Source organism: Paenibacillus caseinilyticus, assembly GCF_027533645.1.
Taxonomy (GTDB): domain Bacteria; phylum Bacillota; class Bacilli; order Paenibacillales; family NBRC-103111; genus Paenibacillus_G; species Paenibacillus_G caseinilyticus.
Window position 1 is genome coordinate 536,733 of the sequence record NZ_JAQAGY010000001.1, and the last position, 24,280, is coordinate 561,012.

At 50.5% G+C, this 24,280-nt stretch carries 14 protein-coding genes; 2 read left to right on the top strand and 12 right to left on the bottom strand.

Annotated elements, in window-relative coordinates; genetic code table 11:
- Positions 1-159 precede the first annotated feature (159 nt).
- The 3 genes from O9H32_RS02230 to O9H32_RS02240 all read right to left on the bottom strand — a co-directional run bounded on the left by O9H32_RS02230 (position 160) and on the right by O9H32_RS02240 (position 5,919).
- Complete coding sequence (locus O9H32_RS02230) at positions 160-2,124, bottom strand: S-layer homology domain-containing protein (RefSeq protein ID WP_269864316.1); 1,965 nt, start codon at positions 2,122-2,124, stop codon at positions 160-162.
- A gap of 80 nt (positions 2,125-2,204) precedes the next feature.
- Positions 2,205-4,586 carry a lectin-like protein gene (locus O9H32_RS02235; protein WP_269864094.1) on the bottom strand — a complete coding sequence of 794 codons (2,382 nt, stop codon included), beginning with the start codon at positions 4,584-4,586 and terminating at the stop codon, positions 2,205-2,207.
- 544 nt (positions 4,587-5,130) lie between these two features.
- The gene (locus O9H32_RS02240) at positions 5,131-5,919 is read right to left on the bottom strand and encodes a lytic polysaccharide monooxygenase (RefSeq protein WP_269864095.1); all 789 of its coding nucleotides are present in this window, start codon (positions 5,917-5,919) and stop codon (positions 5,131-5,133) included.
- A gap of 396 nt (positions 5,920-6,315) precedes the next feature.
- Here O9H32_RS02240 and O9H32_RS02245 point away from each other — a divergent pair, with 396 nt between their 5' ends.
- Together O9H32_RS02245 and O9H32_RS02250 are read left to right on the top strand one after the other, a co-directional pair.
- The gene (locus tag O9H32_RS02245) at positions 6,316-7,305 is read left to right on the top strand and encodes a hypothetical protein (RefSeq protein ID WP_269864097.1); all 990 of its coding nucleotides are present in this window, start codon (positions 6,316-6,318) and stop codon (positions 7,303-7,305) included.
- A 29-nt stretch (positions 7,306-7,334) separates the two neighbouring features.
- Complete coding sequence (locus O9H32_RS02250; protein ID WP_269864098.1) at positions 7,335-7,853, top strand: DoxX family membrane protein; 519 nt, start codon at positions 7,335-7,337, stop codon at positions 7,851-7,853.
- A gap of 108 nt (positions 7,854-7,961) precedes the next feature.
- Here the strand turns inward: O9H32_RS02250 and O9H32_RS02255 are convergent, their stop codons facing one another.
- The 9 genes from O9H32_RS02255 to O9H32_RS02295 form a co-directional block, all read right to left on the bottom strand.
- On the bottom strand, positions 7,962-9,932 hold the full coding sequence (locus O9H32_RS02255; protein WP_269864100.1) for a methyl-accepting chemotaxis protein: 1,971 nt from the start codon (positions 9,930-9,932) through the stop codon (positions 7,962-7,964).
- 81 nt (positions 9,933-10,013) lie between these two features.
- Entirely contained in the window at positions 10,014-11,276 is a 1,263-nt protein-coding gene (locus O9H32_RS02260; protein WP_269864101.1) for an ABC transporter substrate-binding protein, read from the bottom strand.
- A 248-nt stretch (positions 11,277-11,524) separates the two neighbouring features.
- Positions 11,525-13,774 (bottom strand): carbohydrate-binding protein, encoded by a 2,250-nt coding sequence (locus O9H32_RS02265; RefSeq protein ID WP_269864102.1) that lies wholly within the window; start codon positions 13,772-13,774, stop codon positions 11,525-11,527.
- Between the two features lie 346 nt (positions 13,775-14,120).
- Entirely contained in the window at positions 14,121-15,554 is a 1,434-nt protein-coding gene (locus O9H32_RS02270; RefSeq protein ID WP_269864104.1) for an ABC transporter substrate-binding protein, read from the bottom strand.
- Positions 15,555-15,779: 225 nt separating this feature from the next.
- Positions 15,780-16,652 carry a carbohydrate ABC transporter permease gene (locus tag O9H32_RS02275; protein ID WP_269864106.1) on the bottom strand — a complete coding sequence of 291 codons (873 nt, stop codon included), beginning with the start codon at positions 16,650-16,652 and terminating at the stop codon, positions 15,780-15,782.
- Between the two features lie 10 nt (positions 16,653-16,662).
- Entirely contained in the window at positions 16,663-17,622 is a 960-nt protein-coding gene (locus tag O9H32_RS02280; protein WP_269864108.1) for an ABC transporter permease, read from the bottom strand.
- A gap of 211 nt (positions 17,623-17,833) precedes the next feature.
- Positions 17,834-19,459, bottom strand: a complete 1,626-nt coding sequence (locus O9H32_RS02285; protein ID WP_269864110.1) for a helix-turn-helix domain-containing protein — start codon at positions 19,457-19,459, stop codon at positions 17,834-17,836.
- A 6-nt stretch (positions 19,460-19,465) separates the two neighbouring features.
- Positions 19,466-21,229, bottom strand: coding sequence for a sensor histidine kinase (locus tag O9H32_RS02290; RefSeq protein WP_269864112.1), 1,764 nt, complete (start codon positions 21,227-21,229; stop codon positions 19,466-19,468).
- Positions 21,230-21,398: 169 nt separating this feature from the next.
- A complete protein-coding gene (locus O9H32_RS02295; protein WP_269864114.1) occupies positions 21,399-24,197 on the bottom strand; it encodes a glycoside hydrolase family 66 protein in 2,799 nt (932 codons plus the stop codon).
- Positions 24,198-24,280: the final 83 nt, after the last annotated feature.

A 24,280-nucleotide genomic window follows, 5' to 3' on the forward strand; every position in this document is an offset into this window, starting at 1 on the left:
ACCATGGTTTCCCATATTGTCAATTGGAGGAGTCTCTGTATTCGAAGGCATCTGGCAGTTTACTGGTCCACCTGTCCATGATGATACATCGAAAGGCCACCCCATATGGAATGGGATGGCCTGGTTTGTTATATTCTCTTTCCACATTGCGGGGGTAAATCACCGGATAAATTCAACAAACTCCAGAAAACGCTGGATAATTACCACCGATTCTGCGCGTGTTGCATTACCTTTCGGTTTAAAAGAATGGTCTGGGTATCCTTCAATTAAGCCGATGTTGGCCATCATCCGAGCTTGCTCCCTAAAGAAAGCACTGATCTCAACATAATCAGTAAATTTATAGAGGGATTGCTCATCCTGCGCAGAAGGAAGTGATCCGAGGTCCAGGTATGGGAACTCCCGGTTGAGGAGCCGAACCATCATGGCCGTCATCTCTTCCCGATTAATAGGCTTCCCTGGAGCAAACGTGTGATCATCATAGCCTTCGATGATGCCATGAAGCTTAGCGCTTTGCACCACCTCATAATACCAATGCGAGGAATTCACATCCTGGAAATAAGGCGGTTCCTCTGCATCCAGCGGCAGGTCCAACGTCCGCAGCAGCAGCGCGGCAAATTCAGCCCGGGTGACCTGATCATCAGGAATAAAGTCCTTATCGTTTCTACCGAAGACAATCATTTTGGACGCCAAACGTTCCACCGACTGCTGCCCCCAGTGTCCCTTACTGTCCAGAAATCCTTTGACATACTCCGCTACCCCATAGATTCCTCCATTCCTCAGCAGGAGCAGTTCCATCTCATTCTCTTTCAGGCTGCGTCTGTAGGGGGCGTAGTTTACACTTCCATCGGACTTGTAGACCAGACCTGTAACCTTTTCTATGTCCCGGGATGCCGGATAGAGCTTGCGAGTAATAAACTGCCCTTTTTGAATGGAAGGTATGATCTTTTTCCCGCCGCTCATGGTATAGACCGTGAATTGATAGAAGTTATCGCGAATATGAAATCCTTGGGCCGATTCCAGCGCGGACAACTCTCGCTCCGATGGGCCCGTCAAACTGTTGACCTGGTAGGTTACAGATGCTTCACTAGAAGCTGTGGATACCGAGACCTGTTCAAATGGAGTGCTTCCAGAGGGCATCTCATAGGTCTGATCCACATACTCGAAAATGAACTGAATGTTCCTGGCCTGATAGTTGCGGACCAAGGATTGTGGGATGTGGATAAGATATATCCTGGCTGGCAAAACTACATCAAAAATGATTTCTTTATCACCGCTGTTCAGCAGTTCATCCAGGGAACTGTCCAATATCGATGGACCAAGACGGGCCTCGATGGTTTGATTCGCCTCATCCAGGCATCCGTCGATTACGATGCGATTGAGAACCCGTGTGATCTTGCATGCATTTCCTATGATGCCGCCTGCACTAGTCCCCATGCCGCCGCTACCACCGCCGCCACCCGTACTTCGAATGTTCGTCACTTGGTAGCTGGCGATTCCCGACATATTGCCCGCGGTATCCATGCTCCGGGCATCCAGCGTACCATTCGCAGCGAAAACCACCGGGCCGGTGTATGCTGCCCATGCTCCGCCGTTAACCCGGATCTCCCGGATGGCCCCATCCGCTGGGTAGTTCACCGTTACCGTGACACTACTGCTCGTTGGTGCTGTATTGTCCGCCGTAAACGTGGCGTCTGCCGGAGGCGTCTGATCGATGTTCGACACCGTATAGGACTCAGTGGGGGACTGATTGCCTAGCGCGTCCGTCCCTCTCGCCTCCAGTGTTCCGTTCCCGCTGAGTTCCACCGGACCTGTGTAAGGAATCCAGGGGCCGTCGTCTATGCGGTATTCCTGTACCACAGCATCAGCTGGAAAGCTGATAGTCACAGTAACAGGACCATTCGTCGGTTCGTCAGTGTCGGCTGAAATGGTAATTCCGGTTGGAGCATCCCCGTCAATATTCGTAACTTGGTAGCTAGTAATGTCCGATATATTGCCGGCAGTATCCGTGCTTCTGGCCTCCAATGTTCCATTCTCTCCGAAGACCACCGGTCCGTTGTACGGTTCCCAGGGGCCACCATTAATACGTATTTCCTGGACAGCTGCATCTACGGGGTAGCTCACCATCACCGTAACACTGCCGCTCGTTGGATCGGTCGTGTCGGCCGTAATAGTGGCGTCTGCCGGAGAGGTTTTGTCAATGTTCGTTACCGCGTAGGACTGATGGTAGACTCGTTGCCCAAAGCGTCTTCCCCTCTCGCCTCGAGCGTCCCGTTACTGGTGAACTCCACCTCATTCGTGTAAGGCGTCCAAGGGCCTCCGTTTACGCGATATTCTTGTACTACGGCATCGGCTGGGAAGTTAATGGCAACTGTGACATTCTCGTTCGTCGGGAGTGTGGTATTCGCCGAGAAAATAATTCCCGCTGGAGCATCCACATCGATATTGGTCACCTGGTAGCTCGTGACTTCTGACATATTACCCGCGGCCTCCGCACTCCGGGCTTCCAGAGTCCCGTTAGCCGTAAAAACGACCGGACCGGTATACGGTTCCCATAGCCCGCCATTGATACGTATCTCCTTAACATCTGCATCTAACGGGTAGCTCACTGTCACAGAGACGCTGCTGCTTGTGGGAGCCGTAATGTCGGCCATAAATCCGGCGTCTCCAGGGGCTGTACGGTCAATGTTCGTAACAGCATAAGAAACGGGTGCGGATTGGTTGCCCAAAGCATCAGCCCCTCTAGCCTCCAGTGTTCCATTGGTGTTAAATATGATCGGCCCTGTATAGAGCGTCCAAGCACCGCCATCTATGCGGTACTCCTGTACAGCAGCATCAACCGGGTAATTGATCGTAACCGTGACATCACCATTGGTTGGATCTATTGTATCGGCCGAGATGGCGATGCCGACAGGAGCAGTTTTGTCGATATTGGTCACTTCATAATTTGAAACTCCAGACATATTGCCAGCGGTATCCGTACTCCGGGCATCCAGCGTACCATTGTCGTTAAGTATGACTGGGCCGGTATAGGCACTCCAAGGGCCTCCATTTACACTAATTTCCCGGATGATTCCATTGGCCGGATAATTGACCGTAACCGTGACACTCGTGTTCGTGGGTGCTGCTTTACTCGCCGTAAATCCTGCGTCTGCAGGTGCCGTCTTGTCAATGTTCGTCACCGCATAGGACTCGATGGCAGACTGGTTGTTCAAGGCGTCGGCACCTCTGGCCTCCAGCATCCCGTTGCTGCCAAAGACCACCGGCCCGGAGTATGGCAGCCAGGCGCCGCCATTCATGCGATATTCCTGGACTACGGCGTCTGCCGGAAAGCTCACTGTCACCGTCACATTGCCGTTCGTTGGTGCCGTTACATCAGCCGAGATACTGATTCCGGCTGGGGCGTCTCCGTCAATATTCGTCACCGCAAAACTCGTGACTCCCGACATATTGCCGGCTGCATCCGTACTCCGGGCATCCAGCGTTCCGTTCGCTGCAAACACGACGGGACCGGCATAGGCTTCCCATGCTCCACCATTGATACTGATTTCACGAACCACACCGTCCCCCGGGTAATTCACGGTCACTGTGACACTGCTGCTCGTAGGAGCTGTTATATTCGCTGTAAAACTGGCGTTCGCTGGGGGATTCTTATCAATGTTCGTCACCGCGTAGGAGACAATGTTGGACTGGTTGCCCAGGGCATCCGACCCTCTTGCATCCAAGGTTCCATTATTGGTAAATTCCACCGGATTCGTATAGACTGTCCAAGGCCCCCCGTCTACGCGGTATTCCCGAACAACCGCGTCTACCGGGAAGCTAACGGTTACCGTTACATTACCTTTCGTTGGAGCTGTCGTATCCGCAGATATGGCAATTCCTGCAGGTGGCGTATTATCCAGTACGAGTGTTACCCCATCGGAAATCGACAGCACTGGATCACCCGACATGCCGCCGTACTCTACAATGTATTCATTTTTCGTCAAAGAAGCAGAATAGTCGTTCCAGTAAGCCGCGAAACTATTGTTCCCATACAAATACGCAAAATGCTCCGCATTTCCATAGGTGTCATTATTGCTGGGTTCATTGGTATACCAGTTTTCATAGCCGCCATTGACGGTGGTTCCATTCGCCCCGCCCTGCCAAAACTGTATTCCCGTTTCCGGCCCCGCTGCCCAGATCCAATTCCCTTCGCTCAAAGCGTCGGTTGCGCCGATCCAGCCGCCGCTGGTCACTTTGGCAGAGATAAAGTCATTCTCTGCCTGCGAAGTAATGGCGGTCAAATACCCGGTCATGCCAAAATAGGTGCGTGCAGCGGCATCCAATCTGGATTGATTCCACGTTTTCGGAGCACCTTGAACCAATTCGTAATAATGATAGACTCCGTTGCTGTCCTTGAGCCGCCGGGCATCACCGAGCGTATAGGTAAGGACCCGGTTCTCCGAACTCGGAGAGGAAGAAGTATTGTTATACTTAACAGATCTCAATGCCTCCTGGTATTGAGAGATGGTGGCACTTCCTGTCAGTTTAAGCACACCCTGTGTGCTGTCAAATACCCCCGTAATCCCATGAATCGTCGAGTAGATCAACTGATCTTCCCCGTTATGATATCCTTGATCAATGACTACATTGGCCCCCGTAAGATTAGCGCTTCCACTCAAGATAAGATCGGGTGCAGGGGCAAGAGGCGTCTGATTTTTGTAACTTCGGCTATCCTCATCTATGCTTAGAGTCGGCGGCGGGTCAACAGCATGGACTACGGAAGTGGCTGGGGATAGAACTGACTGGCAGATGACCGAAAGGATGAGCAGCGGCCGTAATAGGCTCTTCATCCGTCCCTTTGGGGCATCGGTTAAGTATTGTGGTTTGGATTTGATAAGATGACCTCCTCTTGCTGCGGCAGCCTCTGACTCTGGCATCCAGCGCAGTGATCATTGGCAGCACATTGCCAAACTGTTATTAAACAGATAAGGATTTTATATATAATCGGCATTTTCTGACGCGGTATGAAGTGTAAATTAATACATTCAGCATACTTGAGTCCTCCTATACTCATGATAAAAAGCCCTTATTCGCATCCATTTGCGAATAAAGGGCTTTTATTTGGGTCTTTCTGTTACTTGAACCTTTGTGTTACTGCTTTTCCCATACCCCGTATTGTCCTGTAGTTCCAGGTGCTTGACCTTGCGTATACCATTTGGCTTTCCACGTGCTGCCGTTATAAGAGACGAGATCCCCGTAGTTATATACCTTGGTTAAACTCCAAGCTGCAGCAGTCCCCGTACTCGGGTCTGTTGTGCCGCCTGTGCCCGGATCGGTTGTACCGCCTCCGGTTCCTGGCGTTGTTTGACCGTCAAAGTTACCGTCAATCAGAGAGTAGAAGGTGTTGCCTGTGTAGTCAACCTGCCACAGGGCAAGGATGACATGGTATCCTGTACGCGCCGGGATCGTGCAGCCATGGGTAGGATTGCCTGGTGATTTCCCCTTATCATCTACCGAGCAGAAAGGAGTAAGGTCGAAGGAGTCCCGAGTGAGCGGCTGATTAGGGTTCCATCCTGGCTTCGTGATGTAGTACTTATAGTTGTCCGAGATATGCTGTGCAGGAATGGTCCATTTGAACTCATGGAATCCAGACGACATGCCGTGCTTGTACCAGCGCGTGCTTGTCTGCTCGTCAAGCACTTCGTACGGACGACCTGCACTTCCGAACTTCCCGTCAGGTGCGCCGGACTGAGGGAACGTTCCTGGATGCTCCGTATCGGCCGGGATGGCATTTGCGCAGTTCAGATTGATTCCCTTCACGCACAGATCTCCACGGGAGCCCTCAACATAGCCATGAGCCGAAGCACCGTCGGCTGCCAGGAGCGAACCGGCTGCCGACAGGAACATGATTCCTGCGCCGATCAGCAGTTTGTTCATCATAGGAATTCTTCTTTTTCCCTCTGCGAGGGGGGCATGAGTTAATTGTCTAACGGACATTATTGTACGCCTCCTAATGTATTGAATTTGTTGATGTGTCGGTCTTCAGTTGTTTAATGCATGAATCCAAGAATAACGAAGAATTAGGCCTATTCGTGTATGTGCTACCACCTCCTCGAAAACATATTACCACTGAAGTTCCATAATTTGGGTGGATGATTTGCGCTAAAAAAGTGGACATTTTTACATAAGGAATCGGATCCAAACAGGTAAAAATGTCCACTTTTATTGAGAGTTTAGTACACCGACAAGATTCGGGTAGGATGGTAACATTTGGGGGAGGCCTGTTCGTTCAACAGCTTCACATCTATAAGAAGCAAAGAAGGTGCTGCGTCCAAAATGAATACTCAGTTTATGAAATGGGAGGGCATGTACACGCATGTGAAATGGTTCACGGAAGTTCACGATCTACATCCACAGCCGATATCCGAGGTGATTACGTCCACCTTTTTATTCTGGTTGGGCATTACCCTTCTGGTCCTGCTGTTCATCTCTATCTTCAATGAACAGCTGGAGCAAGTGTCGATGGTTCATAGGGTTCACCGGATCTTGAACGCTCTGAGAGGCTATCAGCTGACGATATTCCGTTTAGGACTGGGAATCGGCCTGCTGCTGCAGTTGAGCACGGGTGCTTACCTTGTGCCTACCTTTGAGTCTGATACGGGCTGGGTCTATGCCCTGTTGGGCACAGCCATAGCCGGCCTGCTGCATCGAAGGCTGCTGCCTGTGAGCGGAGCTGCGCTCTCGATCCTGTGTCTGCATGCGCTCTCTCGTTATGGGTTGTTCTACTCTCTGGATTACATGTACTATGCCGGAGTGATCTACTATTTGTTCGCTGCGAACAGCAGCTGGAAGCATACGGCTGTTCCTGTGCTGTATTCATGCACTGGAATGTCCCTTGCCTGGCTCTCCATGGAGAAAATGACCATGGCCTCCCTCGCCTGTTCGCTGATGCACGAATATGGACTGCCGACGATCGGCTTTACCGTCGAGGATTTTGTACTGATCTCTGCTTTTGTTGAGCTGGGGTTGGCTTGGGCTTTTATCGTTGGACTGATGAACCGCTTTACAGCACTGATAGTGAGCGGAATCTTCCTGTCCACCTCGACGGTTTTCGGATTTACAGAGGTTGTCGGCCATACGGTCATGCACACCATTTTTCTTATTTTTCTGATTGAAGGCAGAGAGAAGTCCAGTACACTGTACCTTTTCCACCAAACACCAGGAATGCGCAGCATGTTCGTCATCGTCAATTTCTGTATACTCCTGTTCAGTCTGATGGCGATCTATGTATGGATGGGGCAGCCAGGGAACGGTTTTACCGTGTAAACCAAATATGTAAAGGAGCTGGCATTCATTTGAACACGTTCGAGCGGTTTATCAAACGAAGTACAACAGTTGCCATACTGCTGACACTAATCCGATTTTATTTGGGATGGAAATGGTTGACCTCCGGTTGGGGAAAAATAACCGGTTCCAAGGCCTTCGATGCTTCAAGCTTCTTAAAAAATGCTATTGCCAACTCCACTGGCGCCAAACCGACTGTGCAAGGCTGGTGGGGCAGCTTTATCGAAGCCGTGGCTCTCCCTAATATCAAGGTCATTAATGTACTGATTCCATGGGGAGAATTTCTGGTCGGCCTCGCGCTGCTCCTCGGCATTTTCACCGTATTTGCGGCATGGATGGGAGCACTTATGAACTTTTCCTTCTTCTTGTCCGGTTCCATCAGTACGATTCCCCAGATGCTGCTATGCTCCTTCATCCTGATTTATGCGGGCCAGCATGCAGGCCGAATCGGGATCGATTATCTGCTGTACCGTTACCGGCGTAAGGCTCAAGGGTCAGTAGGACCGGAGCAGCCTGCTGCGCCAGGTTAACGGAGAGCAGGCTCTATGGCCCCCTTTTTATTCAAGTAATCCTCCACGGGTGAGCCATCAGATCTAGCGACAAAAGAGCCAAGGATCAAATCCCTGGCTCTCCAATCCTTAACTCTGCTTTTTAAAGTTTTGAATCGATTCATTCATTGCTTGCGCTTTGCCGTTGAGCTGCTCCGAGCCCTTCATGATGTGATTCATCATTATGGTCTGTTCCTCCACAATGGCGGAAATCTCCTCAATTGCAGCAGCCGTTTGCTGGGTAATGGCCATTACGCTCTCAATAGCATCTTCGGTTTGAGCTGTCTGCTTATTATTGTCCTCGATCTTCTTGCCCAAGGACTCGAACTCGGAAATGGTCTTATCCAGAGATCCAATAATATGGATGAACACATTCTCCGTTTCATTGACATAGAATTCCTGCTTCTCAAAAATGCTCTGTCCCTGATTGACATTATCGATCATGCTGGCCGTCTGCACGTCAATGGAAGCAGCCATCTCATGAATCTTCTTGGTCGATTGATTGGTCATTTCAGCGAGCTTTTTGACTTCATTGGCCACGACCGCAAAGCCACGGCCGCTCTCCCCTGCGCGTGCTGCCTCAATCGCCGCATTCAGCGCCAGCAGGTTGGTCTGGGCACTAATTTCAGAGATGATCTCAACGAATTGTGTGATATTCTTGACCTTTTCATCCACTGAATGCGCGTCCATGCTTATTTTTTTGGTCATCTCCAGAGACATGTTATTCTGCTCTTTGAGCGCACCGATGGAGGCAAACTTCTCGTTACAGAAGCTTTGAATGCCTGTCGAGATCTCGCTAACGTCTCTGAGCTTGTCCTTGATCTCATTCAACTGTTCAACCAGGAGCTTCATGGAGCTGTTCATGCTGCCGGCATCCTCTGCTTGACGGCTCGTACCTACAGCCAGCTCACTAACGGTATCGCTGATTTGATTGCTGCTTTCTGCCGATGCGGTGATCAACTCATTGATTTCATTGGAATTGTGCAGTACGGAAGATGACACATCCTCCGAGTCGCGAATGAGCTGATCGATTGTGCTAACCATGCTATTAAAACCTGCATTGAGTTCAGCGATCTCCTGCTTCACCTTACCGTCAGGAATTCGCATAAAATCACCATTACGAACGCCATTCATATGAGAAATCAGAAGCTCGATAGGTCTAGAAATCAGTGATTTGGTGACATACAGCGCCAGTCCCAGAGAAAGGGCAAGGAGCACGAGGCCTATGATAATCGAGGCATTCCGCAGGATTCCCATATCCTTCAGTAAATAATCGAGGCTTACCTCCGAAGCCAGCTTCCAGCCATTGTTCAGGGTCATGAAGCTGATCATCATGTCGCCGCTCCTTAGCAGCCCACTGTCATTATTCATCATCTGTTCAAGAGAGAAAGCATTATCAGCGGACTTCCCCACAGCATCTCCATGATTATGGACCACGTACTGACCTGCCGGATTTAGCAGATACACATTCCCTTGATCCCCTATATCGACACCTTTGGTGACTTCCAAATATTTATCTACGCTCATTTCTACAACCATTACACCTGCGGTATTGCGGCTGCTGGAATAGGTGACTTTACGAGTAACATATACCTTGTCGAAATTCCCGTCCACTCCAGTGCTCCAGATGGCTTCTCCTTTGCTCTCCAGTGCCTTCTTGAACCATTCACTGCTTGTAAATGTTCCTTTGGCAAGTGATACGGCGGGGTTATCCTGCCCACGCCCGGAAAAGAAATAGTCGCCATTTTTACCATAAACTCGAATGGATTGGATGGTATCGCTGGAGAGCACAGCGGACAGCAGCGTGTTCTTTATATCTGTCGTCCGTTTTAACTCTTTTTCCGTGTCGTTTTCCGGACGGTCCAAGCTGTTAATAATGGTTTTGTTTTTAAGCAGCGCCATCATGGTGTCTTCAACCAGTTGATTCTCCACATCCGTATTTTTCCCTACCTGATCAATTAGCTGCTCTGAATAATTTCCCACTTTATCTTCAATAATACTTTGAGAGAGCGTATAGGATGTTCCGGTTACGAGCACCAACGGAACGATTACGATACCCATGAACCAGTACGTTAAAGATTGTTTAATCGAACGCGGGACAATGGAAGTCGGTTTGAACGATTGAAATTTTGACACTGCAAATCACCTCTTTACACTTTTATTTACAATCGTCTTCTGGATTTCGGAGAGCATCTGCTCTTTGCTGATCTTGCCTAACATAAACTGCTGTGCAGACTTGGTAATCTCGGCTGTCGCTCCGTCAGGGAGAAGCTGCCAATACCACCCTCTCGTTTTTCCGTCCTTCGCATAGTCCTGAACTGAGGAAGCAATTGAACCCAAATCTTCCGTTTTGTAAGCAATATTTTTGAAAGCCGGGATATACTTGAGCTCCTTGACGAGGAAATCTTTGCCTACTTCAGAAGACAGCAACCAGTTTATAAGTTTCTCTGCTTCCTCTTTGTGTTTGGATTCCTTGTTGATCAACCAATAATTCGGAACACCCGTAAAGATATAGTCCCGGTTCTCGTTATCTACCGGCATTGGCAGTACGCCCACCTGCAGGTTGGGGTTGATTTGAGAAATATTCAGCTGCGTCCAGTTCCCCTGCTGCATCATGGCTGTCTTGCCTTCGGCAAAATTGGTTACCTGTGAGTTATAATCCGTTGTAAGTGCATTTTTGCTATACTTCATTGTCAGGCTGAGCAGGTCAGCCCAGCCCAACATGACCTTATCCTGTGTGAAATCAATCTCGCCTTTTCTCGCCTTTTCTATGAACTCACTTGGATTCGGTTGACTCGCCAGTGCCGCATTAAATGTATGCAGTCCGATTACCCACCACTCCGCATAACCGTTCGAGAACGGAGTAATACCTTTGCTCTGCAGCTGCTCTGCGGCGGCTTCTAGTTCCTTTTGTGTAGTCGGCAGCTTTTCGATCCCGGCCTGTTTGAACAATTCCTTATTATACAGAAATCCGTAGGCCTCTAGAGCGATAGGCGTACCATATACGCGGCCATCTTTGGATACACCCTCGGTAACTCCACTTATCGCATTTTTTATCCATTCTTTATCCGTAATATCAAGCGCCACATCATTCCATGCTTGAAAGTTACCATAGCCTTCAACGGAGAAAATATCCGGTCCGTCATTCAATGCGAATTTGGAGTAGAGTTCTTCGTCATAATCCACTCCACCACCCAGATTTTCAAACTGCAGGTCAATCTCGGGGTGTTCCTTCTCATAGAGACTTTCCAAAGTCTTCATCTTCCCGGCAACTTCTGCCTTTCGGTCGAACACCCGAAGAACTATTTTATCTTGAGGCTCCTTGACGGCATGCAAGACTTCGTTGGATGCGGCCGAACAACCGGACAGCAGCACGGGAAGCAGCAGTAAAGCATATTTCTTCATAATGACTTCATCTCCTCTACCTATCTGGTTATTCAGCTCTATCTATTTTAATATCGTCAACTAATTGAACATTTGTGATCCTTTGTTATGCAAAAAAGGAGAGCGCCTCGGTATGATGGGGCTGTCCACGGGTTCAAAACCCAACACCATCAAGGAGGCGCTCTTCTATGAAGTTTCAGCAATCTGACGCACAAAATCAAACGGATTGAACGAATTACTGTACAGCTGTCTGTACAGCCAGCATTCTCTTAGTTCCTAACCAATACCACGTCATCGATCTGCAGGTTCACGTCCCCTTGATCCCCTTTAATATAGAAACCAACATCGAGCTGCCCATTGGTCACATTTATGTTTGCCGTGTAGAGTTGATACTCCGCCCCATGCTTGACGTCCACATAAACCGGTTCGCCCCCGTAGCCTGACACCTCCATCCGGCTGATGGCAGGGATCCCTGTATTTTGCTTGATCCAAGCTCTGACGGCATATGTTCCATTAGGTAATCCGGTTTTCGTCTGATGCACCCTCTGCTGGTAGGCTGTATTACTCCAGAACCATAGCTTCCGGTTCCCGCTGTGCACATCATTCCCATCGACGCCGTACTTGGCGGACTGGCCTTCTGGATGCCATTCCTGCCAGCCAGTAATATTCCCGCTCTCAAACCCGGGGTTGCTGAAGGTCAGCACAGGGTCTGGGGTGATGCCTCCCTCTGAGAACTTGATCCAGTTCAGGTTGAAGTTCATACTGACCGCCTTGATCCGTACAGCATGCTCTCCGGCCGGCAGGGTTACCGTGTTGGACACCGTCGCATAGCTCTGCCATCCGCCGGTCTCGGGTACACTTACCGTAGTCAGCACGTTGTTGTCCAGCAGCACGTCGAATTTACCAGTGCCGTTGATGCTGGCCACCCGGGATTCGAGCTTGTAGGTTCCCGCTGTCTTGACATTGACCTTATATTCCATGAAATCGCCCGTATCGATGTGGCCCACGTTTTGTCCGCCTTCCCCGCAGTTCTCCACCTCGATGCCGGACATCGCATCATACTGCTCCGCCTCGATTAATCCTGGCACAGCTTTGGATACGGGAGCGGTGCCGCCAGGTGTAATTTTCAGCACTCTGACATCATGCTCCCCGAGGTTCACACTGTACGAATTCATGCTGCCCAGCTCCTTGTGGGTCCACAGGTCGCGCACCGTTGCATTTCCGGATATGCCGAGGTCCGCTGCAAAATTAATACTCTTGGTAACAGCGTCGCTGTCCCGGTTGAACAAGCCTACAATCCAGCTTCCGTCCGGCAGTCTGCCTTTCCATTTCATACTCTCCGGGTTGGTAGGATCGGTACTGAAAGGCTTGGCCGCGAAGCCCTGTTTGTTCAACGCCAGCAGCTCCGTATTTTGATACACCCAAGCCGAACCGCCGATGGTATCGTATTGGTCTGCGATAAGCAGCGGGGCACCCGAGAGTACTACTGCGGACACGGCGGACTTCCTCTCCTCGTCCCGGGACATATTATGAATGCGCAGGAAATCCGCGTCGAGGATCATCTTCCCTTTGCCGGCGACCTTAGACCAGTAGATCAATCCGTCAAAAGCATTATGGTACTGCGACCAATAGGGAAAGTGCGTTCCCCTGTCCATGTCGCTGAACCGTCCCCAATCCCCTTGGCCCACATCTTCATTCACCCGAATCCAGTCGCCATACTTCAGTTCAATCTCCCCATCGTTATGCAGATGCGGCATCACGAGACTGAGCTCCATCTCATCTCCGCAAGCTTCGGCCATCCATTGGAGTGCCAGCTCATAATTCGCTCTACCGTGAGCCTTGCCCACCTGACGCCCCTTGTCGATGCCATCCTCATACCAGGAGAGAAAATCGACTCTCAGCACTTTGGCCCCTGCGTTTTTAAAATAGTTCACATAGCCCTTCACGTACTGCTCAGCGCCCGGCTTCGTTACATCCAGCCAGTACAGGGATGTAGGCTGCCCCCCATTGAACCGGTCATCGGCATGCACCAGACTCTCCACCGGGATATCCGTACCGACTACCTTGTAACTGGAATTGCCAACTACCGTGGGGCTGACCCAGAGAGGGTTATAATACACACCCAGCTTCATCCCCTTCCCTTTCAAGTAATCGCCCCAATACTTCCAATCATGCGTCCAGCTGTCGTTGTGCGAGAGGATATATCCATTCGGATTGACTTTGGTAGCGCCTTCAACCCAACCGTCCGTAATGGCGGTATCATAGCCGTATGATTTGAAGTTGTCCGCGAGCCAGTCGATATTCCGCTTCCAGCGGTCCTCCGGCATAGATGTATTGTTGGCGAATTGATGCTCATAGGTGCTCCAGGCCAGTGGGCCAGTTCCCTTTTGGGTGAACACACTGTCTCTGGCCATAGCGGATGCGGCGAAGAGCAGACTCATGGAAATGGCTGCTGCCGTTATACCAAAAATTTTACGGTGACTCTTCTGTTTGGAGCGCTTGCCGGATGAATGGTTCAACAATGATTTCCCCTCCTGCATGGAATGAAGTAAACTTGCGGTAGTATATCTACGCCGAGCTGCAATCGTTTACACAAAAAACGTACCACCTCCTCGTCCTTTACGCTAACGGCACTGCCGTAGTTGTATCTTAGCATCCCCTCGTCATGAAAGCGGTAGATAAACTCATCAAAAAAGGTGCACTTTTCAGCCTGTATGAAGAAAAAAAGAGAGACTCCCTTAAAGGCAGCCCCACTGCTGAAGTAACGATTCCGATGTTTAGGCACGATTCCCCATTGGAATTCACTTCTCCTCTCATTACAAATGTACAGGGCTGCCTGGGGAGCAGCCCTGTACTGACTTTACTTTATTTCCCGTTCGCCTGGCGCCACTCATCGAGCTGCTTTTGCATTTCAGCCACAACCTTGTCAACACCAGCTGCCTTCAGCTTGGCAATCAGCTTTGGAACCTCTACATCCGGGTTCAGGGTACCGGAATTAATACCTGGATCGTACTGCTTTCGTACATTTTCAATCGATACCAATTCGCTCTTCACCGGCTCGGAGTTGAATACGAAGCCAAGGATCGGAGACGGATCGGCAGATACTTTTTTGTTGAACTCTGCGTAGTTGTCATATTTCTTCGGATCTTCTCCTACACGGGTGTAGTTCAGCATTTGGTTGCCGATCTGCCACTGCACATCATGATAGAAGCCTACATTATCCGTCGTTTTTCCTTCTGGAAGCTCCACTTGTCCATCCTTGAGAACATAATGAGTACCTTCGATACCGTAGTTGAAGAGGGACAGCAGCTTCGCATCCTTGTAGAAGAGGTTGATCAGCATCATGGCACGTTCCGGGTCCTTGGATGTCTTCGAGATCGCCTGCATGGTTCCCGCCAGTTTATTGGATCTGAGCGGATCCGTATGCAGCGGAATTTGGATAACACCCATGCCTACCTGCTTAGAGCGGGAAGGCATCAGGGACGCATTCTCATTGTCCTTGATAATTTCCATGTCAGCCCCAGCGATCGCAAAGGCGGACTTTGTCTTCAGCCTGGCCCATCCGTCGATATTGGTTTGAATCGATGTGGAAGCGTCCTTATTGATGTAGCCCAGGTTGAACCACTTATGGGTCAGGCGAGCCATCTCCATATACTCATCGGTTTCATACATCGTGACTACTTTGAAGTCTTTCTTGCTGAGCTGAATGCCGACCGGCTCAACAGGCATTTCCATTTTGCCGGATTTAAACAGAGTTTCGAGTGGAAGGGGGACGCCAACTATGGGTGTCACACCCGGCTCGTTCTCCTTGATCGTCTTGAGCAGCGGCTCGAGATCTTCAAGCTTCTTGCTCTTGGCCAGGGCATTGAGGTCCATGTTATACTTCTCTGCCAGATCCTTGCGTACTACGATTCCCTGCATGCCGCCGAGCTCCTGATGCGTATGAATGCCGTACAGCTTGCCATTGCGCATGGCACCGCTGTGGAAATCCTTCTCCACCTTCTCAATGTCCTCGCCATGCTTCTTGAGCAGATCATCCAGCGGAAGCAGCGCTCCTCGGTTCACCTGACTGTCATAGCCGAGCCATGCTGCGGTGAAGAGCGTATCGAACTTCTCACTGGAGGCGAACATCAGGTTCGTCTTGTCTCCCCAAGCCCCCCAGTCAATCGGATTCAGCTTCACCGTCATATTGAGCTGCGGGTATGCTGCCTTGAGATGCTGGTTCATGGCTTCCTGCACTTTGGCCAGATCTCTCTGGGTACCATCAGGGTACACCATCACGACTTCATAAGGCTTCAATCCAGAGGAATTCGCAGTGCCGGACCCATTGTCAGCCGGCTTCGTCCCTCCATCACCGGATCCGCCGCCGGAGCACGCACTGAATATCATTGCGGATGCAACCAAGGTAGAGAGAAGAACTGTAAGCCCCTTTTTTCTGTTTCTCATTGCTGAGACCTCCCCTGTTTTTTCAGGTATAATCTGAATGAAAATCATGCTTATATACTAAACCGGACGATGCCGGAATTAGCCTTTTACCGCGCCAATCGTAAGTCCCTTGACAAAATATTTTTGCAAGAACGGAAACACCACAATCATCGGACCGATCGCAATGATCGCCATCGCCATCCGGATCGATTCCAGCGGAGGCTGGGCCGCAATATCCCCCTGCGCGTGACTCGCTATCCGGGCTAGGAATTGAATGTTGAGCAGCGTCTTGTTCAGCAGATACTGCATGCTGTACAAATCGGGATTATTAATGAAGACCAGGCTCGTGAACCATTCATTCCAATAAGAGATGGTTACGAACAGGCCGATGGTAGCCATAACCGGCAGGGAGAGCGGCAGGATCATGCTGAAATAAGTTCTGAATTCGCCCGCGCCATCGATCTGGGCTGACTCGATCAATGATGGCGGAATGCTGTTCATGAAGAAGGTGCGCATGATCAGTACGTTGAAGCCGCTTAACAAGCCGGGTAATATCAAGGCCCATAGGGTGTCCTGTACATGCAGCATCCGGGTGTATACCAGATACCAGGGAAGCAGTCCCCCGCTGAACAGCATCGTCAGGAATACGTAGAAGGTGATCGCTTTCTTGAGCGGGAAATCTGTTCTCGAGATGGCGTAGGCCAGCATCGATGTAATGGCCAGGGAGACAACCACTCCTACAACCGTAACGGTGATGGATACGCCGTATGCCTTCAGGATTGGCGTGGCATCCTGCATCAGATATTGATAGGCGGCAAAATCGAACTTTTGGGGCCAAAAGGAGTAGCCATTGCGCAGCAGTGTAGCTTCCTCAGTCAGCGAAACCACAAACACCAACCAAAAAGGAATCAGGCATAAGATACTCGCAGCCATGAGGATGATGTGAATCATTGGATTGGTTCTCTGTGTCATGCTCTCACTCCTAGAACAGCGCATTTTCTTGGCTGAATTTACGAACCACTGCATTGACCGATACGACAAGAATAAAGCCTACAACCGACTGCAGCAGACCTGCTGCCGATGCCAACCCCGTGTCTCCCGTAACCAGCAGCGCATTATACACATAGGTGTCGATAACATCCGTTGTCGGTTTTAGCGCCCCAGCTGCTAACGTTGCCTGATAGAAGAGCCCAAAGTCTGCATTGAAGATGCGGCCGATAGCTAGCAGTGTCATGATAATGATAACCGGAGAAATCAGCGGCACCGTGATACGCGTCATCTGCTGCCATCTGCTGGCTCCGTCAATTCGCGCGGCTTCATAGTATTCGGGATCGATGCCCACGATGGCTGCCAGATAAACGACAGTGAGGTAACCGACGGACTTCCAGGTGTTCACCAGTGTCAAGATATAAGGCCAATATTCAGGTGCCCCGTACCAGGAGATTCCAACCTTGCCTGAGGGCTCCAGGAAGAATTTATTGACAAATCCGAGCTCGGGATTGAGGAATCCGAATACTACATAGCCTACGATGACCATCGATACGAAGTAGGGCAGCAGCATGGAGCTTTGGTAGAACTTCGTGAGATACTTGTTCTTCACTTCATTCAAGAAAATGGCGAACAGTACCGCCAGCACCGTGTTGATCACGATAAAGGTGAGATTATACAGCACCGTGTTTCGAATAATGGTGTAGGCATCGCTCGTCGCGAACAGGAATTTAAAGTTATCAAGCCCTACCCAATCGCTCTCCCATATGCCCTTGGTATAGTTTAGATTCTTGAAAGCAACAAATATACCAAACATGGGTAAATAATTGTTTACTAACAAGAACAGGATGCCTGGTAAGGCTAATGCTGTCAGTGCCCGATACTTCCAAAGCTTATGAAATGAGCTCTTGCGCTGTACTTTTTGCACCGGCTTCACTACTGCAATGTCTGCCATGTTCTCGCCTGCCCTTTCTTGTTCGTCTCTGATACTCTTAGTTTACGATAGAACGACATCTGCCACCCACTGTTTTTGTGACCCAAACCTAGTCCTTTTGTGACCTGGGCGGGGTATTCAGGTTGAATTGTGCCTTTGGGAGAAGCGCCGGGACGGGAACACGAAAAAAAGCCACGGCATAGGCTGCCGCAGCACCATTCTATTCAAGAGATCACTGTTTCCGATAATCCTGTGGATTCATTCCGTATACTTTCTTGAAGGCTTTGGAAAAATAAGAAAAATTCACATATCCAAGACTTTGCGCCACCGCGCTTACCGTAAGATCCGTATTCTTCAGCAATTCCTTGGCCCGCTGCATCTTGGAATCAATGAGAAAATCGATGATGTTCTTGCCTGTCTTACGGCGGAAAAGTCTCGATAAATAAGCCGGGTTCAGCTCCACATAAGCTGCCACATCTTCCCTGGAAATATCCTCTTCCACATGCTCCCGCATATACTGCATGGCCCGCCCGATGACCAGATCATCCTCGATTCGGACGAACACGGCATCCATAACAGCACCTGTCAGCTGAATGGCCCAGTTCTGCAGTTGGGCAAGACTGCGGATCTTCGCTGAGGTCCACAGGGAAAAGTTCGGAATCTGGTTCGCCGTCAGCCCCTTAACCTGCATGAAATGATAAATAATCTGCAGGATGTCATGGTAACAGCTCTCGATAAGTACGGCATCCACCTGTTGCGATGCTTCAAGCCGGCGGACCGTCTGCCGGATCACCTCTGTCAGCTTCTCCCGATTCCCGTTCATCAGATACTCACTCCAACCGGAGATTTTGAGTCCCGCCGTTGCCTCTGGGGAGCTCACTTCCTCCGACGCTTCCGCGGCTTGGCCTCGATGTCCGGGCAGCAAAACCGTCGTCTGGGAGGAGGTCACATTAGCCCGTTCCATACCCTGCAGCTCTTCACACTGAGCATTCAGCTCCTCAAAAGAAGCATATTGACCGATATAGCACGATAACCGGCAGAAGAAATACTGGGCCGAAGCCTGAATAAACCTTTCTGCTGCGGCCCTCCATTCTGCCGGGTCATAAGGCGGTATAACGGAGGGCACCGCAGCGTAGACCATCACGAAGAGCAGACCGTTTTTGTCCAGAATCACATGACCGCGCCTTCCTTCAAGGAACAGCTCCTCCGCAGCCTTCTTCACTGCGTACTCCATAATCTCCTTGTCCCTCTCACCCAAGGCACGCAGCCACTCTTCAACGGAGATGAGAATCGGCATAACTTTGTGCTCAACCGACAGCGGAAGCTGCGCGTCCTCCAGGGCCCGTGCCAAGAAATCTCCGAAGGTCAGGATCCGCCGGGATAGAAAGTCTCCCCAGAAGCGTTCTGCCAGAATCGGCTGCTGCTTATCCCACAACGATTTGTATTTGCTATACATGTCATTGTAGTGCTTCTGCTCTGCCTTATCCTCGACCGCACGCAGCATCGTTTCTACAATCGAGAACAGCTCTTTCTCATCCACGGGCTTCAACAGATAATCGAAGCTGCCGAGCTGCACCGCCTGCTTGGCAAAGGCAAACTCCGAATGGCAGGTGAGAAAGACGGATTCCGTATGGGGCGAATTCGCCTTAACCCAAGCCACCAGCTCCAGTCCGTTTTCATCAGGCATTTCGATATCGCAGATCATCACATCGATCCGGGAAGAGAGCAGGATGGCCCTCGCCTCCCGCGCATGGTATGCAACATATACCTGCTCAATGCCCAAGTTTCCCCAGTCCCCGCAGCGGCTAATACCGTCGGCAGCGAATTTTTCATCATCCACAATCAATAGCGAGTACATGCCCCATCACCCTTTCCCTTCCATATGAACTGGCATCGTGATTTCCACCCGGGCTCCATGAGGCTCCACATTCTCGAACAGGATACCGGAGTGTGCGGAGCCGTAGCGCATCCGCAGTCTGCTCTTGACATTCCAAATCCCAATATGGCGGTCTTCCTGCTCCGGAGCATAATCATCCGACTGCAGGCTCTCCAGCTGTTCCGCCTGAAAGCCCCGGCCATTATCCTTAACTTCTACGCACAGCTGCGCTCCTCCCTGACCCTCGTTCCGCCACACGCGGACCTGCAGCTGAAACGGTTCATTCTCCTGCACGCTGTAGCCGTGAATCATCGCATTTTCAACCAGGGGCTGTATCATTAGTGACGGGATCGGTATATCTTTCTGCTCCTCCGGCAGATGGATCTCAAACTCGAAGGTATCCTGAAATCTCATTTTCTGGATCTCGAGGTAATTGCGGATATGAGACAGCTCATGGCCGATCGTAATGGTGTCGCTGTGCGCGGTCATGGAGAAACGGAAATACTGCACGAGATGACGGACGGTCTTCTTAACAAGATCATTATGCTTCATATCGGCCAATTGGAAAATAACATTCATGGTATTGAGAAAAAAATGCGGATTGATCTGGGACTGCAAATGCTTGAGTTCGGCCCGCTGGGCCCGAAGCCGCTCTTCATACACATCGATCTTCAGATGGGTAATCTCTTCCACCATGCTGTTAAAGCTCTGGTGAATGATGGAGAAGTCAGCCGACTTGGTGTCTGGCAGCCGGGAGCTCATGTCGCCTTGTTTGATTCGGCGGATGACGCTGAGAAGCTGCTGTATGGGCAGCAGAAGCAGCCTGCGGATCAGCAGCATGCAGAGCAAGAGCAGGAACACCACCACGATCGGCAGGAAATTGACTGCGGTCCGGAAATACTGCAGTCCGCGCAGCAGTTCATATTCAGGCAGGACAACGGCCAGACTGAGCTCTGACGTTTGGGAATGCCGGTTAATGACGAGCAGTTTTTCCTCCCCAGATGAAACCGTGAACGGCTTGCTCTCCAGCAGTCCTTCACTCGGCAGCTCATGTACGAGCCTATTCCCATCATCTGTACCCGACAGCACCCGCCCTTCCCGGGATAAAAATAACACCTCTCCACTCTCCCCGAGGTTCATGCTCTGCAGAGGTCTTTTCAGCGAATCCACATGAATCAGCGCACCTAGGTACAGCTTGTTCTCCCTCTCGTCTCCGCTCAAGCGCAGCAGGTAAGGCTGCCCGTCGATATCGATCAGCTTCCAATGATAGAGATAATCTTTCAGCAGGCTCTCCCGCTTCAGCAGGTGCGGCAGGTCCGTAGAGACCCTTTCCTTGTAGAGAGCCGAGACATTCTGAATTTCTGTGGTTATGAACAAATCGTCCTGAACCGAGTAGACGAAGAACATATCGACACTGCGGAAATACGCTTGGTAGGCGCGGTTGAGATCCATGAGACCGATCTGGGTGAAGTAAAACTCGGAGTCCGACAAGCTTCCCCTACCCAGCTTGAGGAAATTCTCATTGCGTGTCGTAATGTAATACATGTTGGTTCCCGTATCTTCGAGACTCTTATCCAGCATCTGAATATTCGTATCCACCAGATTCTGATAGGAGGCGGAGACCTGCGAGAGGACAATATTTTTGGCATAATTGCTTACGCCGATCAAGGCCAACAGCAGGGGGACGCTGACAGCGGCAAAGATCATAATCAATCGGAACCCCAGCGACTGGGCATGCTTCATGTATTTCATCGACCTCCATATCTTGGCTGCCTGTACCCCGATACACCATGATAAGTTTATCATACAATACTCACTTCGCCATTAGAAGCGGACAGACATGTCCTTCATTTGGAAGCCGGCATAACAAAGAGGACGAACGGTCGAAACCGTCGTCCCCAAGCAGCGCAGGCAAACCAATTTATTTTTTAACGATCTCCACACTATCAATCTGCAGGTTCGTATTGCCTGGAGCCGCTTGATAGAAGGCAATGTTCAGCGTTCCATTGGTGACGTTCGCCGTGCCGCTGATCTTGACGTAGCTGTCACCATGAGGAACATTGGCATACACTGCGTTTCCGCCGAAGCCCGTAAGCTCCAACCGGCTGAGTGAAGGTGTTCCTGTGTTCTGCTTGACCATAGCCGTTACCGTATACGTGCCGTTCGCAAGACCAGTCAGGCTCTGGTCAATCTTCTGCTGATAACTGCTGTTCCCCCAGAAGTAAGCTTTGAAGCTGCCGCTGTTCGCATCGGCCCCATCTACTCCGGCACTCGTGCCTGTTACTCTCCAGCCATTCAGATTGCCGCTTTCAAATCCGCCATTGGTTAAGGCAACAGGCGTAGTGCCAACGCCTGAGTCCCCACCGGTATCTCCGCCGCCGGTATCTCCGCCTGCGGTACCTCCTGCAACCAGTTCAATGCTGTCGATCTGCAGGTTTGTATTGCCCGGAGCTTGCTGATAGAAACTGATCGTCAGCGTTCCATTGGTAACCGCTGCCGTACCGCTGATTTTGGCGTACCCATCGCCATGCGGGATCGCCTTCGTAACGGTAGTTCCGCCGAAGCCGGACAGCTCCAATCTGGAGACCGTTGGTGTACCATTGCTCTGCTTCACCATCGCGTTAACCGTATACGTCTTGTTCTCCAGCTTGGTGACCGTCTGGGACAGCTTGCCTGTATAGGCATCCGGGCTCCACATCCAGAACTTGCTGCCGCTTAATGCATCATTGGTGTCTACACCGTGGCTGCCTGTACCTGTGAAAGTCCAACCGGTTTCTCCGGATTCGAATCCGCCGTTAACCAGTGTACCTGTTGGTGTAGGGACTTGTCCTCCGTCATCATCATTGGGAGTAACATCCGGACTCATGTAGATCATGTTCCAGTACTCCAGGGAAGGAACGGTGAATTTGATGAAATTCCCGTTGCCGTCGCTGCCTTTGGTGAACGGCAGCTTCTGCGAGCGATTGTCTCTCGCGTCCGGGGAAGCTACCCAGAGGGAGTTGACCTCATTGCTCGGGTAGTATTTCACTTCGTAGTTGGAGATGGTCGTCGGTTTTTCTTTTTGACCGTCATTGGCTCTCCAATCATTGCGGCTAACGCCCAGCAGGTTGATCATTTGAATGATTTCATACTTGCTGTCCTTCTTGCCATAGGCCCAGATCTTGTTCGTATCGCCATTTGGACTGCTCGCATATCCTGGCGTTTCGATGCGGTTTGAGGTTTCTGTCTGACCGTCACGCAGCAGGTTTTCGTAAGCTACGATAAAGTCATACAGCTTGGACTCGCGGTACTGGAGGTCTGCCGACATCACCAGATTCTGTGCCGGGAAGTACTCGTTGCTGAGCATGTTGCCGTTATCGCCGAGCTCCAGACGGGAACCGCCCGCTGCATATACGGCAGCATCCGTCAGCAGGACTGCAGAGGTATTGAACTCACGCCCCGGATTCGCTTTGCCATAGTCATAGCTCATATATGCCGGTACGACGAGCGATTTGCCTCCGCTTTCTCTTCTGGACTGCTCCACTTCTTTTCTCAGAGAAGCGTAAGTGTCATAGAGCTGACCCTCGCTGTCTCTGTCCCATGGCCACATTTCCGAATAGATGACATCTACGTTCGCTTTGTTAACGTTCTCTATTCCTTGTGCGCCAACTGGATTGAATGACAGGTATTTGCTGCCTATCGAGGCTTTGGCTGCATTCAGGAACTCCGTATACGTATCCTTGACGTACAGCGTCTGACCATCTGAGGTTTTCATCTTGCCCCACTCGCCTACGGTATCTCCGTGCCAACCATCAAATTCAAACGACTGGAATACTTTTTGCTGCTGGGCAAAAATATAATTCTGCCATTCCTTATTTCTCATATTGAAGAAGTATAGATGTGTAATCCCCGTTGGTGTGGAATCAGCCATCTTGAAGGAGAATTGCCCGGTTCCCCTTGGATTGTCATCGGCATAGTAGAGAGCCCAGTCCTGCTTCACTCCATCCTTATCGTAGCCATTTGTAGCCGCATACACCATGTTGTAGGCCATATTAACCATGCCTGCTGATTTGGCCTTCGAAATGTAGTTGCGGATTGTATTGCCATAGATGAGCCGGCCGGACCAGTCATTCCATATATCCAGGTTATCGCCGATAGGCTTATGGTGGCGGTATTTCCAGTCATAATACTGCAGGGCATTGATGTGATAGTTTTTCAGTTTGTCGACCCGACCCGCGGTGTCTACATTTTCTCTGAAATCCCATACGTAACCATAGCGAGGGAACTTTACCCATGAGGACGATACATCCACACCAACGGTGTCGGAGTCCAGCAGCTTGCCTGCCGCATCGCGGATATACACTTCGAGCAGATAGCCTTTGAAGTCATTGCCTGGTGCTTTCCAATCCACTGCCAGCATGAGATCCGAGTTGTTCTTCAGATCAAGAGCTCTGGTGATTGTCGACCCGACCTGCTGACCCAGATGCTTGGCCTTTACTTCCACCTTGCCGCCCGTAACATCCAGACCGAGTCTGTTCTTGATATCAATCCGCAGCTGGACGGTAGAGTTGGGGCTGTACATGGACTTGTCCGTAGTAACGTCATAGAGCATTTTACCTGTGCTTGCAGCAAATACGCTGCTGGTAAGCGGACTGCTAGGCAGGAAGGCTCCGGCGTTCGACAAGAGCATAGCGCCAGCCATCACTGCGGCAAATTTGCGTCTTACATGAATTTTTTTCACAATTACACTCACCTTTACCATAGGAGATATTCGGTTATGCTGCTTATTGGGGCTGCTGCTTAGTGAACTTACTGCTCTTCCTG

Bases quoted from the DNA above. Each gene is read 5' to 3' on its own strand.
- O9H32_RS02230 (WP_269864316.1), bottom strand. From the start codon at position 2,124: ATGGTGAGCTACCCCGTAGATGCAGCTGTCCAGGAAATACGTATTAAT.
- O9H32_RS02240 (WP_269864095.1), bottom strand. From the start codon at position 5,919: ATGATGAACAAACTGCTGATCGGCGCAGGAATCATGTTCCTGTCGGCA.
- O9H32_RS02245 (WP_269864097.1), top strand. From the start codon at position 6,316: ATGAATACTCAGTTTATGAAATGGGAGGGCATGTACACGCATGTGAAA.
- O9H32_RS02255 (WP_269864100.1), bottom strand. From the start codon at position 9,932: ATGGGTATCGTAATCGTTCCGTTGGTGCTCGTAACCGGAACATCCTAT.
- O9H32_RS02260 (WP_269864101.1), bottom strand. From the start codon at position 11,276: ATGAAGAAATATGCTTTACTGCTGCTTCCCGTGCTGCTGTCCGGTTGT.
- O9H32_RS02275 (WP_269864106.1), bottom strand. From the start codon at position 16,652: ATGACACAGAGAACCAATCCAATGATTCACATCATCCTCATGGCTGCG.
- O9H32_RS02280 (WP_269864108.1), bottom strand. From the start codon at position 17,622: ATGGCAGACATTGCAGTAGTGAAGCCGGTGCAAAAAGTACAGCGCAAG.
- O9H32_RS02285 (WP_269864110.1), bottom strand. From the start codon at position 19,459: ATGTACTCGCTATTGATTGTGGATGATGAAAAATTCGCTGCCGACGGT.
- O9H32_RS02290 (WP_269864112.1), bottom strand. From the start codon at position 21,229: ATGAAATACATGAAGCATGCCCAGTCGCTGGGGTTCCGATTGATTATG.